This is a genomic window from Lentilitoribacter sp. EG35, assembly GCF_040784015.1.
GTDB lineage: Bacteria > Pseudomonadota > Alphaproteobacteria > Rhizobiales > Rhizobiaceae > Lentilitoribacter.
The window spans coordinates 675,455-696,638 of record NZ_JBFNGQ010000001.1; the positions used below are offsets into that span (position 1 = coordinate 675,455).

22 protein-coding genes and 2 tRNA genes are annotated in these 21,184 nt (G+C 43.4%); 13 read left to right on the plus strand and 11 right to left on the minus strand.

Annotated elements, in window-relative coordinates:
• The first annotated feature begins 19 nt into the window (after window positions 1-19).
• The 7 genes from AB2J24_RS03115 (at window position 20) to AB2J24_RS03145 (ending at window position 6,706) form a co-directional block, all read left to right on the plus strand.
• Window positions 20-1,693, plus strand: coding sequence for a ribonuclease J (locus AB2J24_RS03115; protein WP_162652374.1), 1,674 nt, complete (start codon window positions 20-22; stop codon window positions 1,691-1,693).
• An 8-nt stretch (window positions 1,694-1,701) separates the two neighbouring features.
• Window positions 1,702-2,106, plus strand: a complete 405-nt coding sequence (gene mce, locus AB2J24_RS03120) for a methylmalonyl-CoA epimerase (RefSeq protein ID WP_367384393.1) — start codon at window positions 1,702-1,704, stop codon at window positions 2,104-2,106.
• A 14-nt stretch (window positions 2,107-2,120) separates the two neighbouring features.
• The gene (locus tag AB2J24_RS03125; protein WP_367384394.1) at window positions 2,121-2,390 is read left to right on the plus strand and encodes a DUF1467 family protein; all 270 of its coding nucleotides are present in this window, start codon (window positions 2,121-2,123) and stop codon (window positions 2,388-2,390) included.
• 381 nt (window positions 2,391-2,771) lie between these two features.
• On the plus strand, window positions 2,772-4,100 hold the full coding sequence (gene proS / locus AB2J24_RS03130; protein WP_162652371.1) for a proline--tRNA ligase: 1,329 nt from the start codon (window positions 2,772-2,774) through the stop codon (window positions 4,098-4,100).
• A 30-nt stretch (window positions 4,101-4,130) separates the two neighbouring features.
• Window positions 4,131-5,402 (plus strand): lipoprotein-releasing ABC transporter permease subunit, encoded by a 1,272-nt coding sequence (locus AB2J24_RS03135; RefSeq protein ID WP_367384514.1) that lies wholly within the window; start codon window positions 4,131-4,133, stop codon window positions 5,400-5,402.
• A 6-nt stretch (window positions 5,403-5,408) separates the two neighbouring features.
• Window positions 5,409-6,137, plus strand: coding sequence for an ABC transporter ATP-binding protein (locus AB2J24_RS03140; RefSeq protein ID WP_367384395.1), 729 nt, complete (start codon window positions 5,409-5,411; stop codon window positions 6,135-6,137).
• 29 nt (window positions 6,138-6,166) lie between these two features.
• Entirely contained in the window at window positions 6,167-6,706 is a 540-nt protein-coding gene (locus tag AB2J24_RS03145; RefSeq protein WP_367384396.1) for an AAA family ATPase, read from the plus strand.
• Here AB2J24_RS03145 and AB2J24_RS03150 read toward each other — a convergent pair.
• A complete protein-coding gene (locus AB2J24_RS03150) occupies window positions 6,693-7,280 on the minus strand; it encodes a hypothetical protein (RefSeq protein WP_367384397.1) in 588 nt (195 codons plus the stop codon). The two genes, AB2J24_RS03145 and AB2J24_RS03150, sit on opposite strands and share 14 nt — an antisense overlap.
• Before the next feature lie 225 nt (window positions 7,281-7,505).
• Between AB2J24_RS03150 and AB2J24_RS03155 the strand changes: the two genes are divergently transcribed.
• Window positions 7,506-7,790 carry an HlyU family transcriptional regulator gene (locus tag AB2J24_RS03155; RefSeq protein WP_162652366.1) on the plus strand — a complete coding sequence of 95 codons (285 nt, stop codon included), beginning with the start codon at window positions 7,506-7,508 and terminating at the stop codon, window positions 7,788-7,790.
• Window position 7,791: 1 nt separating this feature from the next.
• On the opposite strand, the gene AB2J24_RS03160 is transcribed toward AB2J24_RS03155, so the two are convergent.
• The gene (locus AB2J24_RS03160) at window positions 7,792-8,256 is read right to left on the minus strand and encodes an Lrp/AsnC family transcriptional regulator (RefSeq protein WP_162652365.1); all 465 of its coding nucleotides are present in this window, start codon (window positions 8,254-8,256) and stop codon (window positions 7,792-7,794) included.
• A 140-nt stretch (window positions 8,257-8,396) separates the two neighbouring features.
• Between AB2J24_RS03160 and ald the strand changes: the two genes are divergently transcribed.
• Window positions 8,397-9,518, plus strand: coding sequence for an alanine dehydrogenase (gene ald, locus AB2J24_RS03165; protein WP_162652364.1), 1,122 nt, complete (start codon window positions 8,397-8,399; stop codon window positions 9,516-9,518).
• Between the two features lie 50 nt (window positions 9,519-9,568).
• Here ald and AB2J24_RS03170 read toward each other — a convergent pair whose 3' ends face one another.
• Genes AB2J24_RS03170 through AB2J24_RS03185 form a run of 4 tightly spaced genes read right to left on the minus strand, consistent with a single transcriptional unit; the run spans window position 9,569 to window position 12,766 of the window.
• Complete coding sequence (locus AB2J24_RS03170) at window positions 9,569-10,129, minus strand: GNAT family N-acetyltransferase (RefSeq protein WP_367384398.1); 561 nt, start codon at window positions 10,127-10,129, stop codon at window positions 9,569-9,571.
• Window positions 10,119-10,979, minus strand: a complete 861-nt coding sequence (sseA, locus tag AB2J24_RS03175) for a 3-mercaptopyruvate sulfurtransferase (protein WP_367384399.1) — start codon at window positions 10,977-10,979, stop codon at window positions 10,119-10,121. Before sseA ends, AB2J24_RS03170 begins: the two co-directional genes overlap by 11 nt.
• 10 nt (window positions 10,980-10,989) lie before the next feature.
• Entirely contained in the window at window positions 10,990-11,718 is a 729-nt protein-coding gene (locus AB2J24_RS03180; RefSeq protein WP_367384400.1) for an alanyl-tRNA editing protein, read from the minus strand.
• Between the two features lie 7 nt (window positions 11,719-11,725).
• Window positions 11,726-12,766, minus strand: a complete 1,041-nt coding sequence (locus tag AB2J24_RS03185) for a cysteine synthase A (RefSeq protein ID WP_367384401.1) — start codon at window positions 12,764-12,766, stop codon at window positions 11,726-11,728.
• Window positions 12,767-13,059: 293 nt separating this feature from the next.
• Here AB2J24_RS03185 and AB2J24_RS03190 point away from each other — a divergent pair, with 293 nt between their 5' ends.
• Together AB2J24_RS03190 and AB2J24_RS03195 are read left to right on the plus strand one after the other, a co-directional pair.
• A complete protein-coding gene (locus AB2J24_RS03190) occupies window positions 13,060-13,716 on the plus strand; it encodes a ChrR family anti-sigma-E factor (protein ID WP_162652359.1) in 657 nt (218 codons plus the stop codon).
• Between the two features lie 24 nt (window positions 13,717-13,740).
• Window positions 13,741-14,517, plus strand: a complete 777-nt coding sequence (locus AB2J24_RS03195) for an SDR family NAD(P)-dependent oxidoreductase (protein ID WP_367384402.1) — start codon at window positions 13,741-13,743, stop codon at window positions 14,515-14,517.
• Between the two features lie 46 nt (window positions 14,518-14,563).
• Here the strand turns inward: AB2J24_RS03195 and AB2J24_RS03200 are convergent, their stop codons facing one another.
• The 5 genes from AB2J24_RS03200 to AB2J24_RS03220 all read right to left on the minus strand — a co-directional run bounded on the left by AB2J24_RS03200 (window position 14,564) and on the right by AB2J24_RS03220 (window position 19,735).
• Window positions 14,564-15,823 (minus strand): class I SAM-dependent methyltransferase, encoded by a 1,260-nt coding sequence (locus AB2J24_RS03200; RefSeq protein WP_367384403.1) that lies wholly within the window; start codon window positions 15,821-15,823, stop codon window positions 14,564-14,566.
• Window positions 15,824-15,879: 56 nt separating this feature from the next.
• Complete coding sequence (locus tag AB2J24_RS03205; protein WP_367384404.1) at window positions 15,880-16,671, minus strand: DUF1365 domain-containing protein; 792 nt, start codon at window positions 16,669-16,671, stop codon at window positions 15,880-15,882.
• A gap of 8 nt (window positions 16,672-16,679) precedes the next feature.
• The gene (locus AB2J24_RS03210) at window positions 16,680-18,026 is read right to left on the minus strand and encodes an NAD(P)/FAD-dependent oxidoreductase (RefSeq protein WP_367384405.1); all 1,347 of its coding nucleotides are present in this window, start codon (window positions 18,024-18,026) and stop codon (window positions 16,680-16,682) included.
• On the minus strand, window positions 18,023-19,444 hold the full coding sequence (locus tag AB2J24_RS03215; protein ID WP_367384406.1) for a cryptochrome/photolyase family protein: 1,422 nt from the start codon (window positions 19,442-19,444) through the stop codon (window positions 18,023-18,025). Before AB2J24_RS03215 ends, AB2J24_RS03210 begins: the two co-directional genes overlap by 4 nt.
• 216 nt (window positions 19,445-19,660) lie before the next feature.
• A tRNA-Asn gene (locus AB2J24_RS03220) sits at window positions 19,661-19,735 on the minus strand.
• Window positions 19,736-20,197: 462 nt separating this feature from the next.
• Here AB2J24_RS03220 and AB2J24_RS03225 point away from each other — a divergent pair.
• Window positions 20,198-20,271: transfer RNA gene (locus AB2J24_RS03225), tRNA-Cys, on the plus strand.
• Between the two features lie 157 nt (window positions 20,272-20,428).
• Window positions 20,429-21,082, plus strand: a complete 654-nt coding sequence (locus tag AB2J24_RS03230) for a protein-L-isoaspartate O-methyltransferase family protein (RefSeq protein ID WP_367384515.1) — start codon at window positions 20,429-20,431, stop codon at window positions 21,080-21,082.
• Window positions 21,083-21,184: the final 102 nt, after the last annotated feature.

The following is a 21,184-nucleotide window of genomic DNA, read 5'->3' on the forward strand; positions in this document are numbered from 1 at the left end:
TCTGTATGAAAGTATTGTGATGACGAAGCATAGTGAAGATTTTGTATTCCTGCCGCTGGGAGGCGTGGGTGAAATTGGTATGAATCTGGCTCTTTATGGGTATGGTTCACCCCAAAATCGAGAATGGATCATGGTTGATTGCGGCGTCACATTTCCAGATCATGAGCTCCCAGGTGTTGATCTGGTTCTACCAGATATTCGTTTTTTGGAGGAAGAGCGACATAACTTAAAAGCTATTATCATTACCCATGCCCATGAAGATCATTATGGAGCGCTAAATGAGCTTTGGCCACTTTTAAAGGTTCCTGTTTACGTAACTCCGTTTACTGCCGGTATGCTTGAAGCCAAGCGCGCATATGAACGCTCGAGATCAGAAATTCCAGTTACGCTTTTTAATGCCGGTGATAAGTTTGAACTTGGTTCATTTGAAATTGAAGCGATTGCGGTTAACCACTCAATACCGGAACCTCTTTCACTTGCTATTAAGACACCGCTCGGCAAAGCTATCCATACCGGTGATTGGAAAATTGATCATGCGCCGTCGCTTGGGCCGTTGACGGACGAGAACAGATTTAGAGAGTTGGGTGATGAGGGCATATTGGCCATCATGTGCGATTCCACGAATGCTATGCGGGAAGGGGCATCGCCAACTGAACAGTCAATAAGTGCAAACTTGCGCAATGTGATTGAAGAAGCACCCGGGCGCGTGGCGATCACCTCGTTCTCATCAAATGTTGGTCGTATTCGTTCAATCGCAAAGGCGGCTGAAGGTGCAGGACGAGATGTTTTGCTCTTGGGTAGTTCAATTAAGCGCGTTGTTTCTGTTGCTCGTGAAGTTGGTTTAATGGAAGGGATTGCAAACTTCTTGGAAGAGGATGAGTTTGGCTTTATTCCTCGTGACAAAGTCGTTATCATTATGACAGGTAGCCAAGGCGAACCCCGCGCCGCACTCGCTAAGCTTTCTCGTGATGAGATGCGCCATGTTGCACTATCTAAAGGCGATAGAGTTGTGTTTTCTGCACGTGCAATCCCAGGTAATGAAAAGCCAATTCTGAACATTAAAAATAGCCTGATAGAGATGGGTATTGAAATTGTAGAGGATTCTGACGAATTGCCGATACATGTTTCTGGCCATCCGCGCCGCAATGAATTGAAACAGATGTATGATTGGGTGCGCCCTGAAATACTTGTGCCTGTGCATGGTGAAGCAGCTCACCTTACTGCGCATTCAAAACTTGCAAGTGAGCATGGTATTGCGCATGTGCCGCATGTTCGTAACGGCGACATGCTTCGCTTGGCACCTGGTGAACCAGAAGTGATCGACAATGCGCCAAGCGGCCGGATCTACAAAGATGGAAGATTCATAGGTGATTATGATGAACTTGGCATTTCAGCTCGTCGCAAGCTCTCTTTCGCCGGTCATGTTAGCGCTCAGGTTCTGCTCAATAGCAGGCATGAATTCCATCGTGACCCGATGGTAAGTAGCTTTGGTCTGCCTGAATATGATAGTGCGGGTGATGAGATTGATGATGTGATTTTTGACGCTATTATTGGTGCGGTAGAGAGTATTCCGCGCGTGCGTCGAAAGGACCTCGCACTTGTTCAGGAATCCGTTCGACGCGCCATACGTGCTGCTGTAAGAGAAGAGTGGGGAAAGAAGCCCATTGCGACTGTGTTTGTAGATAAGATTTAGGAGCCATTATGCTAGGCAGATTAAACCATGTGGCGATAGCTGTGCCGGATCTTGATGTTGCCATAAAGCAATATGCCGATAAGCTAAATGCAAAAGTATCTGAGCGCCAACGTTTGGATGAACATGGTGTGACTGTTGTTTTCATAGAGCTTCCCAACAGTAAAATTGAGTTGTTAGAAGCTATTGATGATACATCGCCCATTGCATCGTTTTTGGAAAAAAATCCGAAAGGTGGCATGCATCACATCTGCTATGAGGTTGATGATATCATTGCTGCGCGCGATCACTTGATTAATCAAGGAGCTCGTATTTTAGGTGGTGGTGAACCAAAGACAGGTGCGCATGGCAAGCCTGTGTTATTTTTGCACCCGCAGGATTTTACCGGCACTTTAATTGAGTTAGAACAAGTTTAAACGAAAGCCAAATTATGGGCATTACAACCTATCTAGCAATTTACTTCATCATGTGGTGGATCACATTGTTTTTAGTACTTCCTTTTACAGGAAAGTCTCAGGCAGAATCTGGTGATGTAACACTGGGAACTGTAAAAAGCGCACCGTCTGACCCAAAATTTGGACGTATCATCATCATAAATAGTATTGTTGCGAGTGTGATGTTTGCAATTTTTTACATCACTGTTGAAGTGTTCGGGGTAAGTTTTGAAGATATATTTACCTTCCTCCCGAAATTTGGATGATTTTGATAGGGCCAATAAAAAAGCAAGGCTAAAAGCCTTGCCATGAAGTTGTCGCGGATCCCTAACCGTCGGCCGGTGGCAGCGCTCTAAGCGCGCCCGAGATCTAATCCTCCCAAGACTTGATCGCGATTTGGACACATTTATGACACTTGTGCCTCATTTTTTTTGCAACGTAGACCAACTAGGTCTTTTTGTCACGTTAAAATTTTAATCAGACAAAATTTATTCAACTCCTAACCGTTCCTGTTAAAGATGCATGCATTTTGTGATTGCTCTTTCCTCACGGCAGGTAAAGGGCTAGAAGTGTTTCTTAATAGGTAGGTAATGATTCCAGTTGGAATTTCACCTCGTTAACAAACCTCAAAAATCGATGGATTTCGAATGCGCCTTTCTCAGTATTTTTTACCAATTTTGAAAGAAAACCCAAAAGAAGCTGAGATAGTTTCTCACCGCCTCATGCTTCGGTCAGGTATGATCCGGCAGCAATCTGCTGGTATTTATTCGTGGCTTCCGTTGGGTAAACGCGTTTTGGATAAGGTCAATACGATTATACGCCAAGAGCAGGATCGTAGCGGTGCAATTGAGTGTCTAATGCCCACGGTGCAATCTGCTGAATTGTGGGAAGAGAGCGGACGCTATGATGACTATGGTAAGGAGATGTTGCGCATAACCGACCGTCAGGATAGGGCGATGCTTTATGGTCCGACCAATGAAGAGATGATCACAGATATCTTCCGGTCTTATGTACGTTCATATAAAGAACTGCCGCTTAACCTTTATCATATCCAGACTAAGTTTCGCGATGAAATTAGACCTCGCTTTGGTACTATGCGTTCTCGTGAATTTATTATGAAAGATGCATATTCATTTGATCTCGACCAAGAAAGTGCCGAATTTGCTTACTACAAAATGTTTGCTGCTTACTTGCGCACCTTTGATCGTTTGGGCTTGCGGGCAATTCCCATGCAGGCAGATACTGGACCAATTGGTGGCGATCTAAGTCACGAATTTATTATTCTCGCTGACACGGGCGAGTCAGAAGTTTTTTGTCATAAAGACTTCCTAGATTTTGATATCCCATCGGAAGATATTGATTTTTCAAACCACGCTGAGATGAAAGGTATTTTTGATAAGTGGACAGCGTCCTACGCAGCAACGTCTGAAATGCATGACATGGATGCCTTCGCAAAAATTGATGCCGCAGAGCAAGTATCTGCTCGTGGTATTGAAGTTGGTCACATATTCTATTTTGGAACCAAATATTCAGAAGCTATGGGTGCTAAGGTGATGGGCCCAGATGGGCGCGAACACCCAGTGCATATGGGGTCATACGGTATCGGCCCTACACGCCTTGTTCCCGCCATCATTGAAGCGTTTCATGATGAAAATGGAATTATTTGGCCTGATTCTGTTGCGCCTTTTAATGCGGGAATTATTAATATGAAAGTGGGCGATGAAGCTTGTGACGAAGCCTCTATGAAGATCTATTCTGAGCTATCAAAAGCTGGGATTGATGTTTTATTGGATGATCGCAACGAGCGCGCTGGTGGAAAGTTTGCAACCGCTGACCTTATCGGTGTCCCACAACAAATCATTGTCGGGCCGCGCGGTCTTGCAAATGGCGAAGTCGAGCTTAAGTCTCGCGCAACCGGGGAGCGCGATAATCTAACAATTGAAGCAGCAATTAACAAACTGACATCAGGTAAATAGACTAAAGGCGATCACTCTTTGGCTGACGAAATGAATACTTCTGAAAAAGCAAAACCATTTGGTGTTTTTGAACGGCTTGTTGCTTGGCGTTATCTTCGTTCTCGCCGGAAGGAAACTGTTGTTTCTGTTATAGCAGGGTTTTCATTTGCAGGGATTATGTTGGGCGTTGCTACACTGATCATTGTTATGGCGGTGATGAATGGATTTCGCGCGGAGCTGATTAATCGAATTCTTGGTATAAATGGCCATATGATTGTTCAGCCAATTGATGCTCCATTGAATGATTATCTGGACCTGGCAAAACGCATTGAAGCTGTAACGGGTGTGCAAATGGCAATCCCTACTGTTGAAGGCCAGACATTGGCTTCAGGCAACGGCGGAGCAGGTGGCGGTGCATTGGTTCGCGGTGTGAGTATGGATGATCTTACGCGCCTTGATTGGGTCTCTAAAAATATAATTGCCGGTGATTTAGTCAGTTTTGCCGCTGGAGATGGTGTTCTTATTGGCTCGCGTATGGCTGAATCTCTCGGGCTTATTGTAGGTGATGATATAACACTTGTTTCACCGGAAGGAGATGTAACTCCTTTTGGTGTTACGCCACGGGTAAAAGCTTATCCCATTTCTGGCGTATTTGAGATCGGAATGTCTGAATATGATTCATCGATTATTTATATGCCGCTGAAAGAAGCTCAGGTTTATTTCAATTCAGATGATGAAGTTCAGTCAATTGAGGTATTTATTGATGATCCGGACATGGTTGATGACTATCGCCAACCTATTGAAGCATCTGTTGAACGTCAAATATTCATAACAGATTGGCAGCAACGCAATCGTACATTTTTCTCGGCACTTGAAGTTGAACGTAATGTTATGTTCATGATCTTAACTTTGATCATACTCGTCGCCGCTCTAAATATTATTTCGGGCCTTATTATGTTGGTGAAAGACAAGGGAAGGGATATTGCGATCTTGCGGACAATGGGTGCCACATCAAGTTCTGTTATGCGCATTTTCTTTATGACAGGTTCCGCAATTGGTGTTGCCGGGACAGGCGCAGGCGTGGCGCTTGGCGTATTGGTTTGTCTGAATGTCGAGAATATCCGTCACTTCTTTTCGTGGTTATCTGGAACAACAGTGTTTGACCCGGAACTATATTTTTTAAGCCAGTTGCCAGCCGATATGGATGTTAGCGAGACGGTTTCAATTATTATCATGGCGTTTGTATTGACATTTTTGGCGACTCTGATTCCGGCCTGGCGCGCATCAAAAATTGATCCAGTTCAAGCCTTGCGATACGAGTAATAACTCATGAATGAATTAAGCCAAATAGCAAAAAACAATTCCGTATCAGGAAATGCTGAAAACCTTGCTATGCAAATGATTGGCGTAAAGCGCCGTTATCAGCAAGGCGAGGAAACGCTCGATATTCTCAATGGTGTGGATTTTAAACTCTACCGTGGCGAGACGGTTGCGTTGATTGCCCCTTCGGGTGCAGGAAAGTCCACTTTGTTACATCTTGCTGGATTGCTTGAGCGGGCCGATGAAGGTGATATCATAATCGATGGCACTTCATGTGGTGAGCTGAGTGACGAGAGGCGTACAGAAGTTAGAGGTGACAGTATAGGATTTGTATATCAGTTCCATCACCTTCTTCCGGAATTTACCGCAGCTGAAAATGTGGTTATTCCCCAACTTATAAATGGGTTAGATAAATCTGAGGCGGAGCAACGCGCTGTCGAATTACTTGGTTATCTTAAGCTTGGGCATCGTATTACCCATAGGCCTTCGGAGTTGTCTGGTGGTGAGCAGCAACGTGTTGCCATTGCGCGTGCGGTGGCAAATGCGCCAAGCGTGCTTCTGGCCGACGAGCCAACCGGAAATCTTGACCCGGAAACAGCATCATATGTTTTTGAGGCGCTCGAAGCGCTGGTAAAGCAATCTGGCCTTTCAGCAATGGTTGCCACTCATAATCATGAATTGGCAAGAAGTATGGATCGCTGTGTGACATTAAGAGATGGTCTTCTGATTGAGATCTAGCGATTATCTAATCACTATAGGTGTGGCATATGTTGCCATTTATTTTATCAGGCTGTTCTGGTGGCGGAAAATCTGCTCTCCTAAAGGAGATGAAGGTTCGCGGGTTTCCCGTTATTGAAGAAGCCGGTCGGCGGATCGTTAAAGCTGAAATAGCTAGAGATAGTGATGGGCTTCCTTGGAAGAACCCTCAAAAGTTTGCATTGTTGGCTGCAGAACTTGTTGAGCAAGATCTGAGAATGCAAATACATTCAGAAGACATCAGTTTTATTGATCGCTCAATTGTCGATCTATACGCTTATTTATGCCAGTTAAAACTTTCAACTCCAGAGAAACTTACAAACCTTTTAAAGCAAATGCGTTTTCAACGCCGTGTCTTTATGGTGCCGCCATGGTTGGAGATTTATGAAGAGGATGACGAACGACGAAAAAGTTACACTGAAGCAGTCAATGAATTTCAGTTTTTGATCAAAACCTATGAACAATTTGGGTACGAATTGATCTTCGTACCCAAAATAACGATCGATGAGCGCACTGATTTTGTTTTAGATCACGTTTTTATTCGGTCTTGAGACAGGTTTCGATCAATATATCATTGAATTTTGCGAAGTTTTTTACAGTTGGGACAGGGATAGTAAGTTTTATTGGCAAATCATCTACTGTGCCTCTGCCAGTTAACAGATTTAGATCGCAGCCACCATTTGCTTCAACATCAAGCGTATCATAATAAGAGTAGGAGAAACCAGCGACCAAAAATTCACCGCCTCTATAGGCAATTGTCAGGTTTTGTTCCCATCGGTTTCGCCCAATCGCCGAATTTTGGGATGTGACGTTTATCGAACCATTTTTCAGCGCTATTACAGATGGCTCTTGGCCATACATTACATCAGACCCCCATACAAAATCAGGCATATGCGAATGTAGTTTTAATCTTTGCTGTTTGTCACTTTGATAGATTAGAAGATCAAATTGGTGTTCATTCGTCACCATGATCATGGCTGCATCTGGCGTTTCGTCATTGTTCCAGTCGCCTGTTGCAACCGAAAAAACCTGTTCTGCGTTAAATGCATTGTTTGATTGATTTTGCGCAGTAGCCAGATGACACGTAAAACCCAGAGAGAAAACCAAGAGAAAAAATCGTAGCATCAAAAACTCCATTCAATTTGATGATCATTGTGTTGTTTTTATATCAGAAATAGAATTGAAATTGGATATCTTATCGAAGTTGAAACTTGATCTTGAAGCTATTAAAGCTGATTTCCTCGCATGATTGATGTCTTGGTTGTTTGCTTCTTTTGAAAAGGGCTAGCGGGTGTGCGAAGTTTCTTGTAAAATAATGTAACAAAATCATGACAGTTTGAGGTGAGTGATATGGCTGGTTTCTTAAAACGATTATTTGGCGGCGATACAAGCGGCGCTAACGCTCCTGCGGCGACAGAGGAGTACGAAGGGTTTGTTATCACAGCCGAACCTATTTCCGACTCTGGACAATTTCGCCTTGCCGGATCGGTGACGAAGGAAGTGAACGGTGAAATGCTGGAACATAAGTTTATTCGTGCTGATCTATTTCCGACTAAAGACCAAGCCGATGAATTCGCCATGCATAAGGGCAAGCAGATGATTGATCAACTTGGTGATCGAATTTTTCAACAATGATCTAGGAAAGACCTACATTTGGTCTTTCAACGATTTCTCGTAAGGCAAAACTTGAGTTGATTTTGACAACATGGGGCAGGGCAGATAACCAGTCCCGATGAATATATTCATAATCTTCAAGGTCTTTGGCAGCTACGCGCAATATATAGTCATATTCTCCTGACATAAGATAACAAACCAATACATTCGGGCAGCGCTTTACTGCAGATTCAAATTCTTTGAGAGTTTTTGTGAATTGACCTGATAGTGAGATATGAACGATAACCATCATCTTATGACCTAATGCACGATGGGAAAGTCGTGCTTGATAGCCTTTAATCGCTCCCTTTTTTTCAAGTATATCTACCCGACGGGAACATGCTGATGGTGAAAGGTTAACAGCATCAGCAAGTGCAGCGTTGGAAATTCGTCCATCTTTTTGGAGGACTCTCAATATCGAGATATCCACAGTATCAAGATCGTTCATTCGAATATTCCTTAGTTATTAAGTTAAAAATTCGAATATTATTCGAAAATCGTGATAATTTCAATTCAAATTTCAAGGATTCACCAAACGATTAATGATTAAATCCGACTAATTCAATTTAACCCGGAGGAGATCACGTTATGCGTGTAGGTTGCCCAAAAGAAATTAAAAACCATGAATATCGTGTTGGCTTAACACCAAGTTCTGTTCGTGAATATGTAGCTCATGGTCATGATGTGATCGTTGAAACAGGTGCTGGCCTTGGCATTAGCGCCGATGACGCTGCTTACCAGGCAGCGGGCGCGAAGATTGTTGCTACTGCTTCTGATATATTTGAACAGAGCGATATGGTCGTTAAGGTGAAGGAACCTCAGGAATCTGAATATACGCAACTTCGTGATGATCAGTTGCTTTATACATATCTTCACCTTGCTCCAGATCCAGCGCAAACAAAAGGCTTGTTGGACAGTGGTTGTACAGCTGTAGCGTATGAAACTGTGACCGACAATCGTGGTGGTCTTCCGTTGCTTGCGCCCATGTCAGAAGTTGCTGGTCGTTTGGCTATTCAAGCGGGTGCTACAGGCTTGCAAAAAGCAAATGGTGGTCGTGGTATTCTTCTTGGCGGTGTGCCTGGTGTTCTTCCTGCAAAGGTTACAATCATCGGCGGTGGCGTTGTTGGTTTGAATGCTGCAAAAATGGCTGTTGGCTTAGGTGCTGATGTAACGATCTTGGATCGTTCGCTTCCACGTCTTCGTGAACTTGACGATATTTTCAATGGCGCAATTCATACACGTTTCTCAACAATTGATTCTCTTGAAGATGAAGTTTTCTCGGCTGATATCGTTGTTGGCGCGGTTCTTATTCCAGGTGCAGCGGCTCCTAAATTGGTCACACGCGAGATGTTGTCCGGCATGAAAAACGGTGCTGTTATTGTTGATGTTGCAATTGACCAAGGTGGGTGCTTTGAGACTTCAAAAGCAACAACTCACTCTGAGCCAACTTACGTGGTTGATGATGTTGTGCACTATTGTGTTGCGAATATGCCTGGCGCTGTTCCTATCACATCTGCACATGCACTTAACAATGCAACATTGCAACATGGTTTGGCCCTTGCAGATAAAGGTCTAGCTGCTCTTGCTGAAGATGCTAACTTACGCGCAGGTCTGAACACTCACAAAGGCAAGATCACTAACCAGGCGGTTGCTGAAGCACTTAATTATGATTTGCTTCCATCAGAAGAAGCTGTGCGCAACGTTGCATAGTTGATCTGAAATTTAGATTGAGAAAAGCGTCGCCAAATTGGCGGCGCTTTTTATTTAAGGATTGCCAGTCGTTCCTTTTTGGAGAGCGGCGCATACTTGCTATGTTGCTGAGCAATCGCCTTAAATCCTAGTTTTTGATAAAGACCAAGCGCTGCTGGATGATCGAGCGTGCATGTGCAAACAGATACTGCATCGGGTTCAGAAGCCCACGCAGATGATATGGCTTGGGATAGAAACCATTTTCCTAAGCCGCGTCCAATTGCATGCTCCATCAATCCAAAGTAAGCGAGGTCAACAAACTCCGGCTTGGATCTATCAATTTCATAAAAGCCAGACGGAACACCATCGATGTAAAGCACATCAATGTCTGTTGTCTTTGCGTGGATGATTTTAGATAGTTCATCATCAGTCATGCGCAAGCGCGCAACCCATACATGTTGTTCGCCCACGCTGTGTTGTAGGTAGCGATAGAAATGTAGAGGTGGATTTTCAGCACGCATTAATGCAGCATTTATATTGGATGGTCGCGTGTGAGCATGCGAAGTGTGCTCATCCATACGCAAGTGCGTTATGGTGGTTTCAATTGGTTTTGGTTTGTATTCAAACATCATCGGTGCTTGTCTCAATTGGCGTATCGTCTCTTCCGCCCCATTCAGACCAGGAGCCGTCATAAAGTTGCACATTCGTATGTCCGATGGAATTAAGCGCTAAAGTAATGACCGCAGCGGTAACTCCAGATCCACATGTCGTTATAACCTGTTTGTCAAAAGCTACAGATTTAGATTCAAATAGGGCTTTCAACTCACTGATAGATTTAAGTTTTCCGTTTTCTGATAGTGATAAGACTGGTGTATTGATAGCGCTTGGCATGTGTCCGGAGCGCATGCCTGCACGGGGCTCGGCTTCGCTTCCGTTAAAACGGCCAGCAGCTCGTGCGTCAAGAATTTGTATCTGCTCGTCGCCAATAGCGGCCAATACATCATCAATGGAAGAGACTGCGTCTTTGTCAAAATAAGGTGTGAAAGTTGATGGTTTTGACGGGTTTTCTTCGGAACTTATGGGTAGGCCTTTTGCTTTCCATTCATCAAATCCTCCATCTAGCACATAGACAGATCGAGCTCCCATGATTTTAAACATCCACCAGATACGAGGGGCTGTAATCATTCCCATCGCATCGTAGACAACAATCACATTCTCTTCCGATATGCCTAATTTTCCGACTGCTTTTGCGAATGTATCTGGGTCTGGGAGTGGGTGTGGAAGGTTTGATTCTGGATCGACAATTTCATCTTGATCAAAGAAAATAGCGTTTGGAATGTGGGCAGTTTCAAATTCTGCGATTGGATCTCTGTTTTGAGCGGGCAAAAACCAAGATGCATCGATGATACGAAGGTCTTTATCGCTCAAATTTTCTTCAAGCCACTCGAATGATTTCAGAAAAGGGTTCTGTTGGTCTGTCATAATTTCTGCCTTAGTTTGGTATTTTGCCAAATCGTATGCGGAATCGACGATTTTCACGACCTTTTTTTTCAATTTTTCCAATGTGAATGTCTCCGACTTCTTGCGTTTCCGCTACGTGTGTTCCTCCGCATGGCTGGCTATCAATTGCTGAGTCTTCGCCAATACAGACAAGCCGAATGTCTCCTAACCCACGGGGAGGGCGAACGTTTTTGGATTTCACCAATGTTGGATTGGCATCAAGCTCAGCTTCGGTAATCCACTGATTGAAGATAGTATGGTTTTCTTTTACTAGGTTCATCATTTGTTTTGTTGTCTCGACTTTGTCGACGGTCTCGCTCATATCAAAATCTATACGGGATTCATCTTCTCCGACGCGCGCACCCGTTATCGGGAAGGGACATATGACCGATAGGAGGTGGCACGCAGTATGCATGCGCATAAGCTTGTACCTGCGCTGCCAATCGATATGAAGTACAAGTTTTTCGCCCTTTTCCGGAAGGGCAGAACCATCGGCAACAATGTGTAGAATAATGTCCTTGGTTTCACCGTGAATGGTATCGGATATCTCAATTTTTGAACCATCTTCACGTTCAAGAAACCCTATATCGCCTGGTTGTCCGCCCGATGTTGCATAGAAACATGTTTTATCCAGAATAATTCCACGCCGTGGATCAACGTCTATAACATGCGCTTCACACGCAGAAAGATATGCATCCTGCCGAAAAAGGGTTTCTGTCATCTTCCGATCAGCTTTCTGTAATGAAGGGGATTTCGATATCAACTTTCTTTTCTAACCATGCCGGAACTGGTAAGTCTTTTGAGCGCAAAAATTCCGGATTATAAAGCTTGGACTGATATCGATTTCCATAATCACACAGGATTGTAACAATCGTATGGCCGGGGCCCATTTCTTTCGCCATGCGAATAGCACCCGCAATGTTGATACCAGTTGAGAGGCCCATGCAAAGTCCCTCATTTTGTGCGAGATCAAAAATAATTGGAAGAGCTTCCTTATCGGAAACATTATAAGCCATATCAGGCTTGTAGCCTTCCAGATTAGCTGTAATTCGACCCTGACCGATACCTTCGGAGATTGAACCGCCAGAAGATTTCAATTCCCCCTGAGTGTAGTAGCTGAAAAGCGCTGCACCGTCGGGATCGACAATTGCGGATTTAATATCGTTGCTGCGTTCTTTTAGCGCTATGCTAGTGCCAGCTAATGTACCACCAGAGCCGCAAGCACAGACAAATCCATCGATTTTTCCATCGAGGTCGCGCCATATTTCAGGCCCTGTTGTATCAATATGGGCTTGCCGATTTGCAACATTGTCAAATTGTTGGGCCCAAACAGCGCCATTAGGGTCTGTTTTTGCCAATTGCTCTGCAATTCTGCTTGATACGTGCACATAGTTGTTTGGATTTTTGTATGGCGCAGCAGGAACCTCAACCAATTCCGCCCCCATTAATCGCAGTGCGTCTTTCTTTTCCTGAGACTGTGTTTCCGGGATAACGATCAACGCGCGATATCCTAAAACTCGCGCGATCATTGCTATTCCGATGCCGGTATTTCCTGCTGTACCTTCGACAATTGTACCTCCGGGTTTTAGTTTCCCGCTTTTCTCCGCGTTTCTGATCATAGAAAGTGCGGCTCTATCTTTTACCGATTGGCCTGGGTTTAAAAATTCGGCTTTCCCCAAGATTGTGCAACCTGTTTCTTCACTCGCCTTTTTCAGCCTTACCAGCGGTGTATTTCCAATCAAGTTTAGTATATTTTCTGAGGTGCTCATCTTAATTCCAAAATGTGTTTTCTATTTCTCCAGTCATTGCATTTTTGCTATGTAAATTACAAGGATTTGAGATAATAGAATGTTCGTGATTGTAGAAAATTATTTCTGAATGTGAATAAAAATTAGACAATTTGTCATTGTTTGTTGTGTGATTTTTCAAAAAAGATGAAATAGTGTGGATTGAGTTCGTAAAATGATCCAAATTGAGTGTTTTTGCGTAACAAACTAAAACAGACAATTTAGAGTCTAAATGTGCTGTTACTGAATCAGATCAATAGGTAGATAATTTTACAATGAGCCTAAGTCAAATTGATGCGATAGATACGTTGTTGGGGCAATACGCTTCTGGCGGTTTGTCAAAGCCTGCAAGTATATTAGTTGAAGCTCACCTTGAGTTGAAATCTGAAAATCGGAGATTTGTACGGGATTTGGAAACTGTGGCTGGTGGCGCCCTTGAGCAGTTGCAGCCAACAGATTTATTGGCGCCCTCCGATACATTAGCTGCCATATTTGCTTCATCTGGAGACGATATTGTCGATAATGAAAACATCATTCAATCCGGTAGTAATTCTACTCAATTACCAAGTTCTTTGCGCCGTTTTGTTGGTTATGATGTAGATGATATTCCTTGGCGCAGTAAGTTGCCTGGTTTCAAAGAATATGACCTTGGTGAAGTGGACGGGTGTCACGTAAACATGTTTTGGATCCGGCCCGGGCGTACTGTGCCGGCACATACCCACAAAGGGTGCGAGCTTTCCATTGTGCTTGATGGTGCATTTACCGACCAGCGCGGGCGTTTTGGCAAGGGTGATATCTCAATTGCTGATGCAAGTGTTGATCACAGACCAAAAGCAGGCTCAGATCGCCCTTGTATTGGGTTTGCTGTGCTTGAAGATGGTGTGAAATTGACAGGTTCATGGGGCCAACTTGTGGGCGATTTAATCGGATAGTACTCAAAAGCTGAGGACAAATTCATGTCTATCTACAATGCTTCACCGTCAGACGGCGTTGCTTGGGTAACTGGTGCGAGTTCAGGTATTGGCCGCTCTGTTGCACTCCAACTTTGTTCCGAAGGTTACAATGTTGTTGCAACCGCACGTTCTGTTGATAAGCTTGAAGCACTAAAAAATGAGGCATCAAACCTTCGCGGCGAGATTATTACGTGCGCAGGTGATGTAACAGACGCTGCTTCCATGAGCGACATTGTTGGCAGTATTACCAACGAGCATGGGGTTATTTCGCTCGTTATATTAAACGCAGGTGTCTATATTCCGGTGAGTGGTAACAGTCTTAAAATTGAAGATTTTCAGAGTACGTTTTCTGTGAATCTCTATGGTGTTGTGAATGGTATGGTTCCAGCCATTGAGGCTATGAAAACTCAGGGATGGGGGCAGGTCGCAATTGTCTCTTCGGTAACAGGTTATGGCGGTCTGCCAACAAGCGCAGCATATGGTGCAACAAAGGCTGCTGTTATCAATATGGCTGAAAGCCTAAAATTTGATTTGGACAAATTGAATATCCGAATTCAAGTTATCAATCCAGGCTTTGTTAAGACCGCTGCAACTGATCAGAATGATTTTAAAATGCCCGCGATTATACCCGCAGAAGAAGCAGCAAAACGCATCTCTGAAGGTTTGAAAAAAGACTGTTTCGAGATAACATTCCCCAAACGTTTTACGTATGTGCTTAAGTTTCTGAACCTGCTGCCGTACAAGCTATATTTTGCACTGGTTGGCATGACGTCAAAATAAAAACTTCCTATATTTTGGGCGTTTGTACGCTTTGTCGCCTTTAAACCTAGTCGTTTGAATAAACAATTTGGCGTACATTGATCGTACCTGCTCGAAAACCTGCTTCACAATAATAGAGGTAAAACTCCCATAGCTTTTTAAAGCGATTATCAAATCCCAACGGTTTTATAGATTCCCACTTATCCCAGAAATGTTTGCGCCATTCGGCCAATGTTTTAGCATAATCAAGACCAAATGCTCTATTCGATTTTGTGGATAAACCGGAAACAGCGCCCAATTCTTCGATGGCATCGTCGGCAGGTAGCATTCCGCCGGGGAAAATGTATTTTTGAATGAAGTCGGGATTATTTTTGTAGTGTTTGTAATTTCTTGGGTTTATGGTGATGATTTGCAAACCCGCTTTCCCGCCGGGTTTTAGGCAGTCTTTGACTTTATCAAAATATGTACGCCAATATTTCTCACCAACGGCTTCAAACATCTCAATTGAAATGACACGATCATATTTTTCGGTTTCATCGCGATAATCCTGGTACTTAAAGTCTACTTTGTGAGAAAGGCCAAGCTTATCTAGTCTTTCACGGGCATATTTCAATTGTTCCTGGCTGAGTGATAGGCCAGTTACGTGACAATCAAGTTCTTTAGCTGCATATTCTGCAAATCCACCCCAACCACAGCCGATCTCAAGGATGCGATCACCTGGTTGAATGCCAGTGGCTTCTGCGAGTGCTTTATACTTAGCTTTTTGCGCAGTTGCTAAATCATTAGCGCCGTCTTCATAAAGTGCAGATGAATAGGTCATTGTTTCATCAAGCCACTGCGCATAAAAATCATTTCCCAAATCATAATGCGCAGAGATGTTCTTTCGAGCTTGCGTCTTGGTATTGGATCTCCAAGAGTGGCGCAAACGTTCAAAAAATCGAAGCAGACCTCGAGCATGCCGGGCAATTGTATCGTCAACACCTTGGTTCATCGCCAGTACTGATAAAGCAGCGCCTGCATCAGGACTCTCCCAATCGCCATCAATATAGGATTCTCCGACACCAATGGTCGCATTAGTAAGTGCCTTATGTATCAAATTCCAATTGTGTAGAATGAGTGTGCCTTCCGGTCCTGCATTTCTACCCTTTATAGTCACTCGACGACCATCGGGAATCTGCAAATTCAGAATACCATATTGCAATTTGACCAATGAACGCAGGGCAATTTGCGCTCTTGCAGGTAAGCCTTTCACGAAGGTAGAAACATTTTCAGACGAAAGGTAATTTTCCGTTTTTTGTGTACCTTGGTCGGTTGCCATAGTTGACATTACATCATCTCCCTTTGAATACTGGATGCTCCCCAGCTCAAATTATTTTGAAGTACTTAAGATGTGCTTTTCTCGTGGCTCTTGCGCGGCACATATTTTAGTCCCTTAAGCCAAAGCTTAAGTGCTTCAAAATGTATTCCACCAAGGATTTTCCACGTTAAAAGTGGTATTTGCAAGAAAAATCTTGCGAGATTTGCTGTTGAGAGGTGTGTTTGTGTACCCAAATATGTTGCCGACAACGTCGGGATATCTTGTTGTTTCTCTATAATCCGCCAGCTCATTTTTTTATAAGGTTCTGACATAATAAAGAAATAACGCATGTTCATTTGCATGAATGGTGAGACATAAAAACTCTTGTCCACCTGTTGGCGGATATGATTATTTGTCGTGTCGTTCGAGTTGATTTCTAGTACATATAGGTGTTTCTCCCCGAATGTATTGCGCACTTCATAGATCATCGCACCAATTTTTTGGTTTTCCTTATAGATATAAAATACGGAAAGCGGATTAAATACACGTCCTAGTATGCGTGGATAGCAAGCAAGAAGAATTCTTGATGGTGTCCAACGAATGCTTTCTTCGTTTAGGCAGGCTTCGACGTGCTGTCGAAGCGTTCCTGTGCATCCCTTTACCATATGGTCTGAGGGGTAAAATGAAACTAAGTTGAAGCGGTTAATTGAGAATATTGATGACAGTTTGGAAGCCTGATCAAGTTGGTCGATATCAATCAACAGGGAGTAAACAGAGTACTGAAAACGATGTTGTCTTGGTGAAAGACGCGCGTGCATAACTTTGCCGTGGTAAAGCCACGCGGCGCTTTCGTTTATATCTCTATCTATCTCAAACATTTAATAAATTACGCATCTGCCGACTGGGTGACGCCGCGTGCCTGCTCTTGTTTTTGCCAAGGCGCATATGCACCTAAAAGATTGGCAACATTAACAGCGCTTCGCAAACCATCTTCGTGAAATCCATTTCCCGTCCAAGCACCAGCATACCACGTATTATTTTGACCCTGAATTTCATCCAAAATCTTATGTGCTTCACGAGTATTTGTGCCAAATTGAGGGTGATCGTATGTGAATTCTTTAAATGTCAGATCTGGTTTTGGTGCTGTTTTCGGGTTTAAGCTTACAAAAAGAGGTTTGCTGTGATCAATATTTTGCAACCGATTCATCCAGTAGGAAACAGATACATCCGCATCAATTGAATCTGATGTGGAGAATAAATAGTTCCAAGCGCCCCAAACTGCATTGCGCTTTGGCATCAAGTTTATATCCCTGTGCAGGTAAACTTTGTTTGGCGAGTAGGGGATTGCTGCTGCGATGCTTCGTTCGTCTTGTGTCGGGTTTTGAAGAATGGCCAGCATTTGATCTGTATGACATGCGAAAATAACATGGTCATATGTTTCAACATTGCCCTTGCTATCTGTAATTACTGATTTTCCATTTTTTCGCACTACACTTTGAACGCCACAACCAATCTTAATCCGGCCCTTCATTTGACCATGAAGTTTGTTGAGGTAGTTGCGACTACCGCCTGTTACGGTGCGCCAATCCTGGCCATGGCGGTGAACAAGGCGATGGTTTTCAAAGAAGTTGATAAAATTAGTTGCTGGAAACTCAAGCATTTTCTGTGCAGATGACGACCATATTGCCGCTGCTACTGGAACCAAATAGTTATTTTGAAAACTCTTAGAGTAACCTCGCCAAGCCAGATATTCACCAATTGATCTATCTTTGAGGTGTCCATCGTCTCGATCTTGGCGGCAAAGGCCATTAAAGCGCATAATTTCGCGAAGCATTGTTAAAAATTCCCAACGGAAGATGTTTCGCTTTTGTGCGAGTAACATGCTCCATTTGTGGGCACCCCATTCAAATTCACCCTTGTTGCGAGAAACTGCAAAACTCATATTACTTTCTTGGGTTTTTATACCCAGATGATCAAAGAGGGCTGTAAGGTGAGGGTAGTTTGCTTCGTTATAGACTATAAAACCAGTATCGACTGAAATCGGCGTGCCGTCATAATCAATGTCTACTGTTGCTGTATGCCCACCTGCGATATTATTTTGCTCATATAGCGTCACATCATATGATTTATCCAAAATCCATGCAGCCCCGCTACCGGATATGCCTGAACCTATAACAGCAATTTTTTGCCCCATTTTTGGATCTTGGGGCGGGTTCGACATATGCAGATTCATGCAGCTTCCTTCATGCGCTGATAAGCGCTTAGTGCTCTATTTCTCGCTAAACTATGTTCAACAATTGGATGTGGGTAGTCTTTGCCAAGGGTGATGGATGCAGATTCTAACTCAGCATCTGATGCTTCCCATGGCGTATGAATGAATTTGTTGTTTAGATTTCTCAATTCAGGTAGATGTGTTCGAACATAAATACCGTCTGAATCAAATCTTTTTCCCTGAATAATTGGATTAAAAATTCGATAGTAGGGGCTTGCATCGGCACCAGAACCTGCAACCCATTGCCAGCTGGCAGCGTTGTTGGCTGGGTCGGCGTCAAGAAGCGTATCCCAGAACCATTGTTCACCAATTCGCCAGTCAATCAAAAGATGCTTGGTCAGGAACGAGGCTACAATCATCCGCACTCTGTTGTGCATGTAGCCCGTCTGCCAAAGTTCACGCATACCTGCATCAACAATTGGATAGCCAGTAAGCCCTTTCTTCCAACACTCAAGCCCATCTGAATTATCAGACCAATCAAAATTATCAAATTTAGAGTTGAAATTAGCATCACTAAGGTTTGGGTTATGAAAAAGCAGGTGATAGGAAAAATCTCTCCACCCGAGCTGCCGCCGAAATGCCTGCCCGCCATCCTTAGTAAGACTTTCACACCAGATTTGTCTGGGGGAAATTTCACCAAATGTCAGGTAAGGTGATAGCGAAGACGTACCGCTAAGAGCGGGAAAGTTGCGACTCTCCTTATAGTCTGATATTTGCCCGGCCAAAAATCGTTGCAGAGTTTTCTGTGCGGCGTTTTCACCAGGTGTTGCAAATTCTGCGAAGCCTGAGGCCCAGTTTGGATTTGCTGGACACAAGTTCCATTCTGTAAGCTTATCGCTCTCAATATCATGGTTTTGCTGAGGTAATGTGTCAGGCTGCGGTATGGGGAGCGCATCTGTCACTTCGATATCAAGTGCCTTCCAAAAGGGTGTAAAAACGCGAAAGGGAGTTCCTGATCTTGTTTGCAACTGTGTTGGTTCATGCAAAAGATGGCCTGAGAAGCTCTTTACGTCGATGCCTTCGTTTACGAAATTGGATTTGAGTGCGATATCTCTTTTAATGCAATCGGGTTCGTAGCGCCTATTCCAGTATATACTGCCAGCATTAGTTTTCTCTATTAGTTGCTTTAATATGTTTGCTTCGTCACCTTTGCGAAGGATTAGCTTCCCACCTAATCGCTCCATATTCTCATTGAGTTTGTTGAGTGCGTGATGTAGCCACCATTTTTTGGCGAGACCTAACGCTCGTCCAGTATGTTCATCAAGTATATAGATGGGGATGATATTCTTGTGGCGGCATGCAGCAAAAAGTGCTGCATTATCATGTGTGCGAAGATCATTTCGAAACCACATGACCGCTGTGGCGCTTGTCTCACTCATATTTTTCGCACCGCCTCAAACAAATGACATCTAACTAAATTACCAAACCTGAACTAAGCCCTTAGTTGGTTTTGTATTTTGTTTACGAGATAACGAGGAAGTTAGATCAAAAGTTTCACCACTTTTAGAAATAATAATAATTATTATTCCAAAAAGAGAAACGGCGAATATGGGGATTATACCAAAATGTACAGGAAAAGTACGACTTCAAGAAAATGGCTCCCCGAGCAAGATTCGAACTTGCGACCAATTGATTAACAGTCAACTGCTCTACCACTGAGCTACCGGGGAACATCGTCACATCAGACTGGAGCGGCTATAACAAATAGATATCTCATTTGCCAAGTCTTTTTATTCAAAAAAACAAATTATTCTCATCTGCCTTTGGAAATTGGGTATTTGATGCTCCATTTCTTCTTGTTTTTCGTTTGCATGGCCGCTGTTTAGATAAATCTTTTCTACTTATAATGTCATAATTTAGGTTGCATACGAATCTAGAGATGGTTTTGTGTCCGTTTGATGAATCAGTTTGGCTAACATTTACTCGCAAATTTTAGCTTTATTTGATGATTGGATGGAAGATGGAAGTATTTGATCTTGGCATTCATCTATAAAATCTTCACAATTTTCGCTTTTATTGCACCTAAATAGGCTTGCAGATTTTTTGTTTTGAGCCTATAGCCTCCTCTGTCTTCTTCGCAAGCTTTGGAAACAGTTTAGTTTCTGTGGTTTAAATGAACCACAATTTGGTTGGGCCTCGTGGCGGAGTGGTGACGCAGCGGATTGCAAATCCGCGTACTCCGGTTCGATTCCGGACGAGGCCTCCATTTTACTAAGATTGTAACTAATGAAAATGCGATTTTATCGTCATAATCTTGTGATCAAGATTAAAAGCTTTGCCATGTGTGCATTTGCTCTCTTGAAACGTGCGAGTATGCAAAGTATTACGAGTGCAAAATAGTGTCTCGGAGAATCTACATGGATATTGATTTTGCAGCAATTCGCCAACAGATGGTTGATAATCAGGTTCGAACAACAGATGTGACAGAACATCGGTTGCTGGATGCTTTATTAAGTGTTCCTCGAGAAGAGTTCGTACCTGAAGATAAGAAAGTACTTGCATATATTGATGCAGATATCGAACTTTCTACAGAAGGGCGGTATGTTCTTGAGCCCTCACCATTGGCAAAGCTTATTCAAGCTGCCGAAGTTCGAGCAAGTGAAAAAGTATTAGAAGTTGGCGCTGGTTCCGGGTATGTCTCTGCTGTGTTATCTCATCTTGCAGATGAGGTTATTGCTTTGGAAATTGATTCTGATTTGGTGACGCAGGCGAAAGATAACCTCACTGCTGGTGGCTATAATAATGTGTCTGTTGTTTCCGGCGATCTGGCTGCCGGACATAAGTCAAATGCGCCTTATGATCTGATCTTTGTAAATGGAGCTTTGGGTGTTGAGCCTGTGCAACTGTTTACTCAAATGGCCGAAGGTGGTCGGATGATTACGGTTATCGGATCTGGTGGAGCAGCGCAGGCGCTTTTATATGTGAAGGAAAACAATCAGATTTCCTCACGAAAACTGTTTAATATTTCAATACCTGCTTTGCCGGGTTTTGAAAAAGCAGCTGAATTTGTTTTTTAGTTCTGAAATGGAATTTATCTGTTGCGCTATGGCAACTCCTGTCCAGAACTGACGCTATATCTTAATTTCAATATTGCGCATGCTGTGTTTTAGGCTCATTGT

Excerpts from the sequence above, each read along its gene's own strand:
- AB2J24_RS03135 (WP_367384514.1), top strand. The coding sequence starts at position 4,131 with ATGAATACTTCTGAAAAAGCAAAACCATTTGGTGTTTTTGAACGGCTT.
- AB2J24_RS03170 (WP_367384398.1), bottom strand. The coding sequence starts at position 10,129 with ATGATGTTTGAATACAAACCAAAACCAATTGAAACCACCATAACGCAC.
- AB2J24_RS03145 (WP_367384396.1), top strand. The coding sequence starts at position 6,167 with ATGTTGCCATTTATTTTATCAGGCTGTTCTGGTGGCGGAAAATCTGCT.
- AB2J24_RS03125 (WP_367384394.1), top strand. The coding sequence starts at position 2,121 with ATGGGCATTACAACCTATCTAGCAATTTACTTCATCATGTGGTGGATC.
- AB2J24_RS03115 (WP_162652374.1), top strand. The coding sequence starts at position 20 with ATGACGAAGCATAGTGAAGATTTTGTATTCCTGCCGCTGGGAGGCGTG.
- AB2J24_RS03190 (WP_162652359.1), top strand. The coding sequence starts at position 13,060 with ATGAGCCTAAGTCAAATTGATGCGATAGATACGTTGTTGGGGCAATAC.
- AB2J24_RS03185 (WP_367384401.1), bottom strand. The coding sequence starts at position 12,766 with ATGAGCACCTCAGAAAATATACTAAACTTGATTGGAAATACACCGCTG.
- AB2J24_RS03200 (WP_367384403.1), bottom strand. The coding sequence starts at position 15,823 with ATGTCAACTATGGCAACCGACCAAGGTACACAAAAAACGGAAAATTAC.
- proS (WP_162652371.1), top strand. The coding sequence starts at position 2,772 with ATGCGCCTTTCTCAGTATTTTTTACCAATTTTGAAAGAAAACCCAAAA.
- ald (WP_162652364.1), top strand. The coding sequence starts at position 8,397 with ATGCGTGTAGGTTGCCCAAAAGAAATTAAAAACCATGAATATCGTGTT.
- AB2J24_RS03155 (WP_162652366.1), top strand. The coding sequence starts at position 7,506 with ATGGCTGGTTTCTTAAAACGATTATTTGGCGGCGATACAAGCGGCGCT.
- AB2J24_RS03160 (WP_162652365.1), bottom strand. The coding sequence starts at position 8,256 with ATGAACGATCTTGATACTGTGGATATCTCGATATTGAGAGTCCTCCAA.
- sseA (WP_367384399.1), bottom strand. The coding sequence starts at position 10,979 with ATGACAGACCAACAGAACCCTTTTCTGAAATCATTCGAGTGGCTTGAA.
- AB2J24_RS03180 (WP_367384400.1), bottom strand. The coding sequence starts at position 11,718 with ATGACAGAAACCCTTTTTCGGCAGGATGCATATCTTTCTGCGTGTGAA.
- mce (WP_367384393.1), top strand. The coding sequence starts at position 1,702 with ATGCTAGGCAGATTAAACCATGTGGCGATAGCTGTGCCGGATCTTGAT.
- AB2J24_RS03210 (WP_367384405.1), bottom strand. The coding sequence starts at position 18,026 with ATGAATCTGCATATGTCGAACCCGCCCCAAGATCCAAAAATGGGGCAA.
- AB2J24_RS03215 (WP_367384406.1), bottom strand. The coding sequence starts at position 19,444 with ATGAGTGAGACAAGCGCCACAGCGGTCATGTGGTTTCGAAATGATCTT.
- AB2J24_RS03150 (WP_367384397.1), bottom strand. The coding sequence starts at position 7,280 with ATGCTACGATTTTTTCTCTTGGTTTTCTCTCTGGGTTTTACGTGTCAT.
- AB2J24_RS03140 (WP_367384395.1), top strand. The coding sequence starts at position 5,409 with ATGAATGAATTAAGCCAAATAGCAAAAAACAATTCCGTATCAGGAAAT.
- AB2J24_RS03195 (WP_367384402.1), top strand. The coding sequence starts at position 13,741 with ATGTCTATCTACAATGCTTCACCGTCAGACGGCGTTGCTTGGGTAACT.
- AB2J24_RS03205 (WP_367384404.1), bottom strand. The coding sequence starts at position 16,671 with ATGTTTGAGATAGATAGAGATATAAACGAAAGCGCCGCGTGGCTTTAC.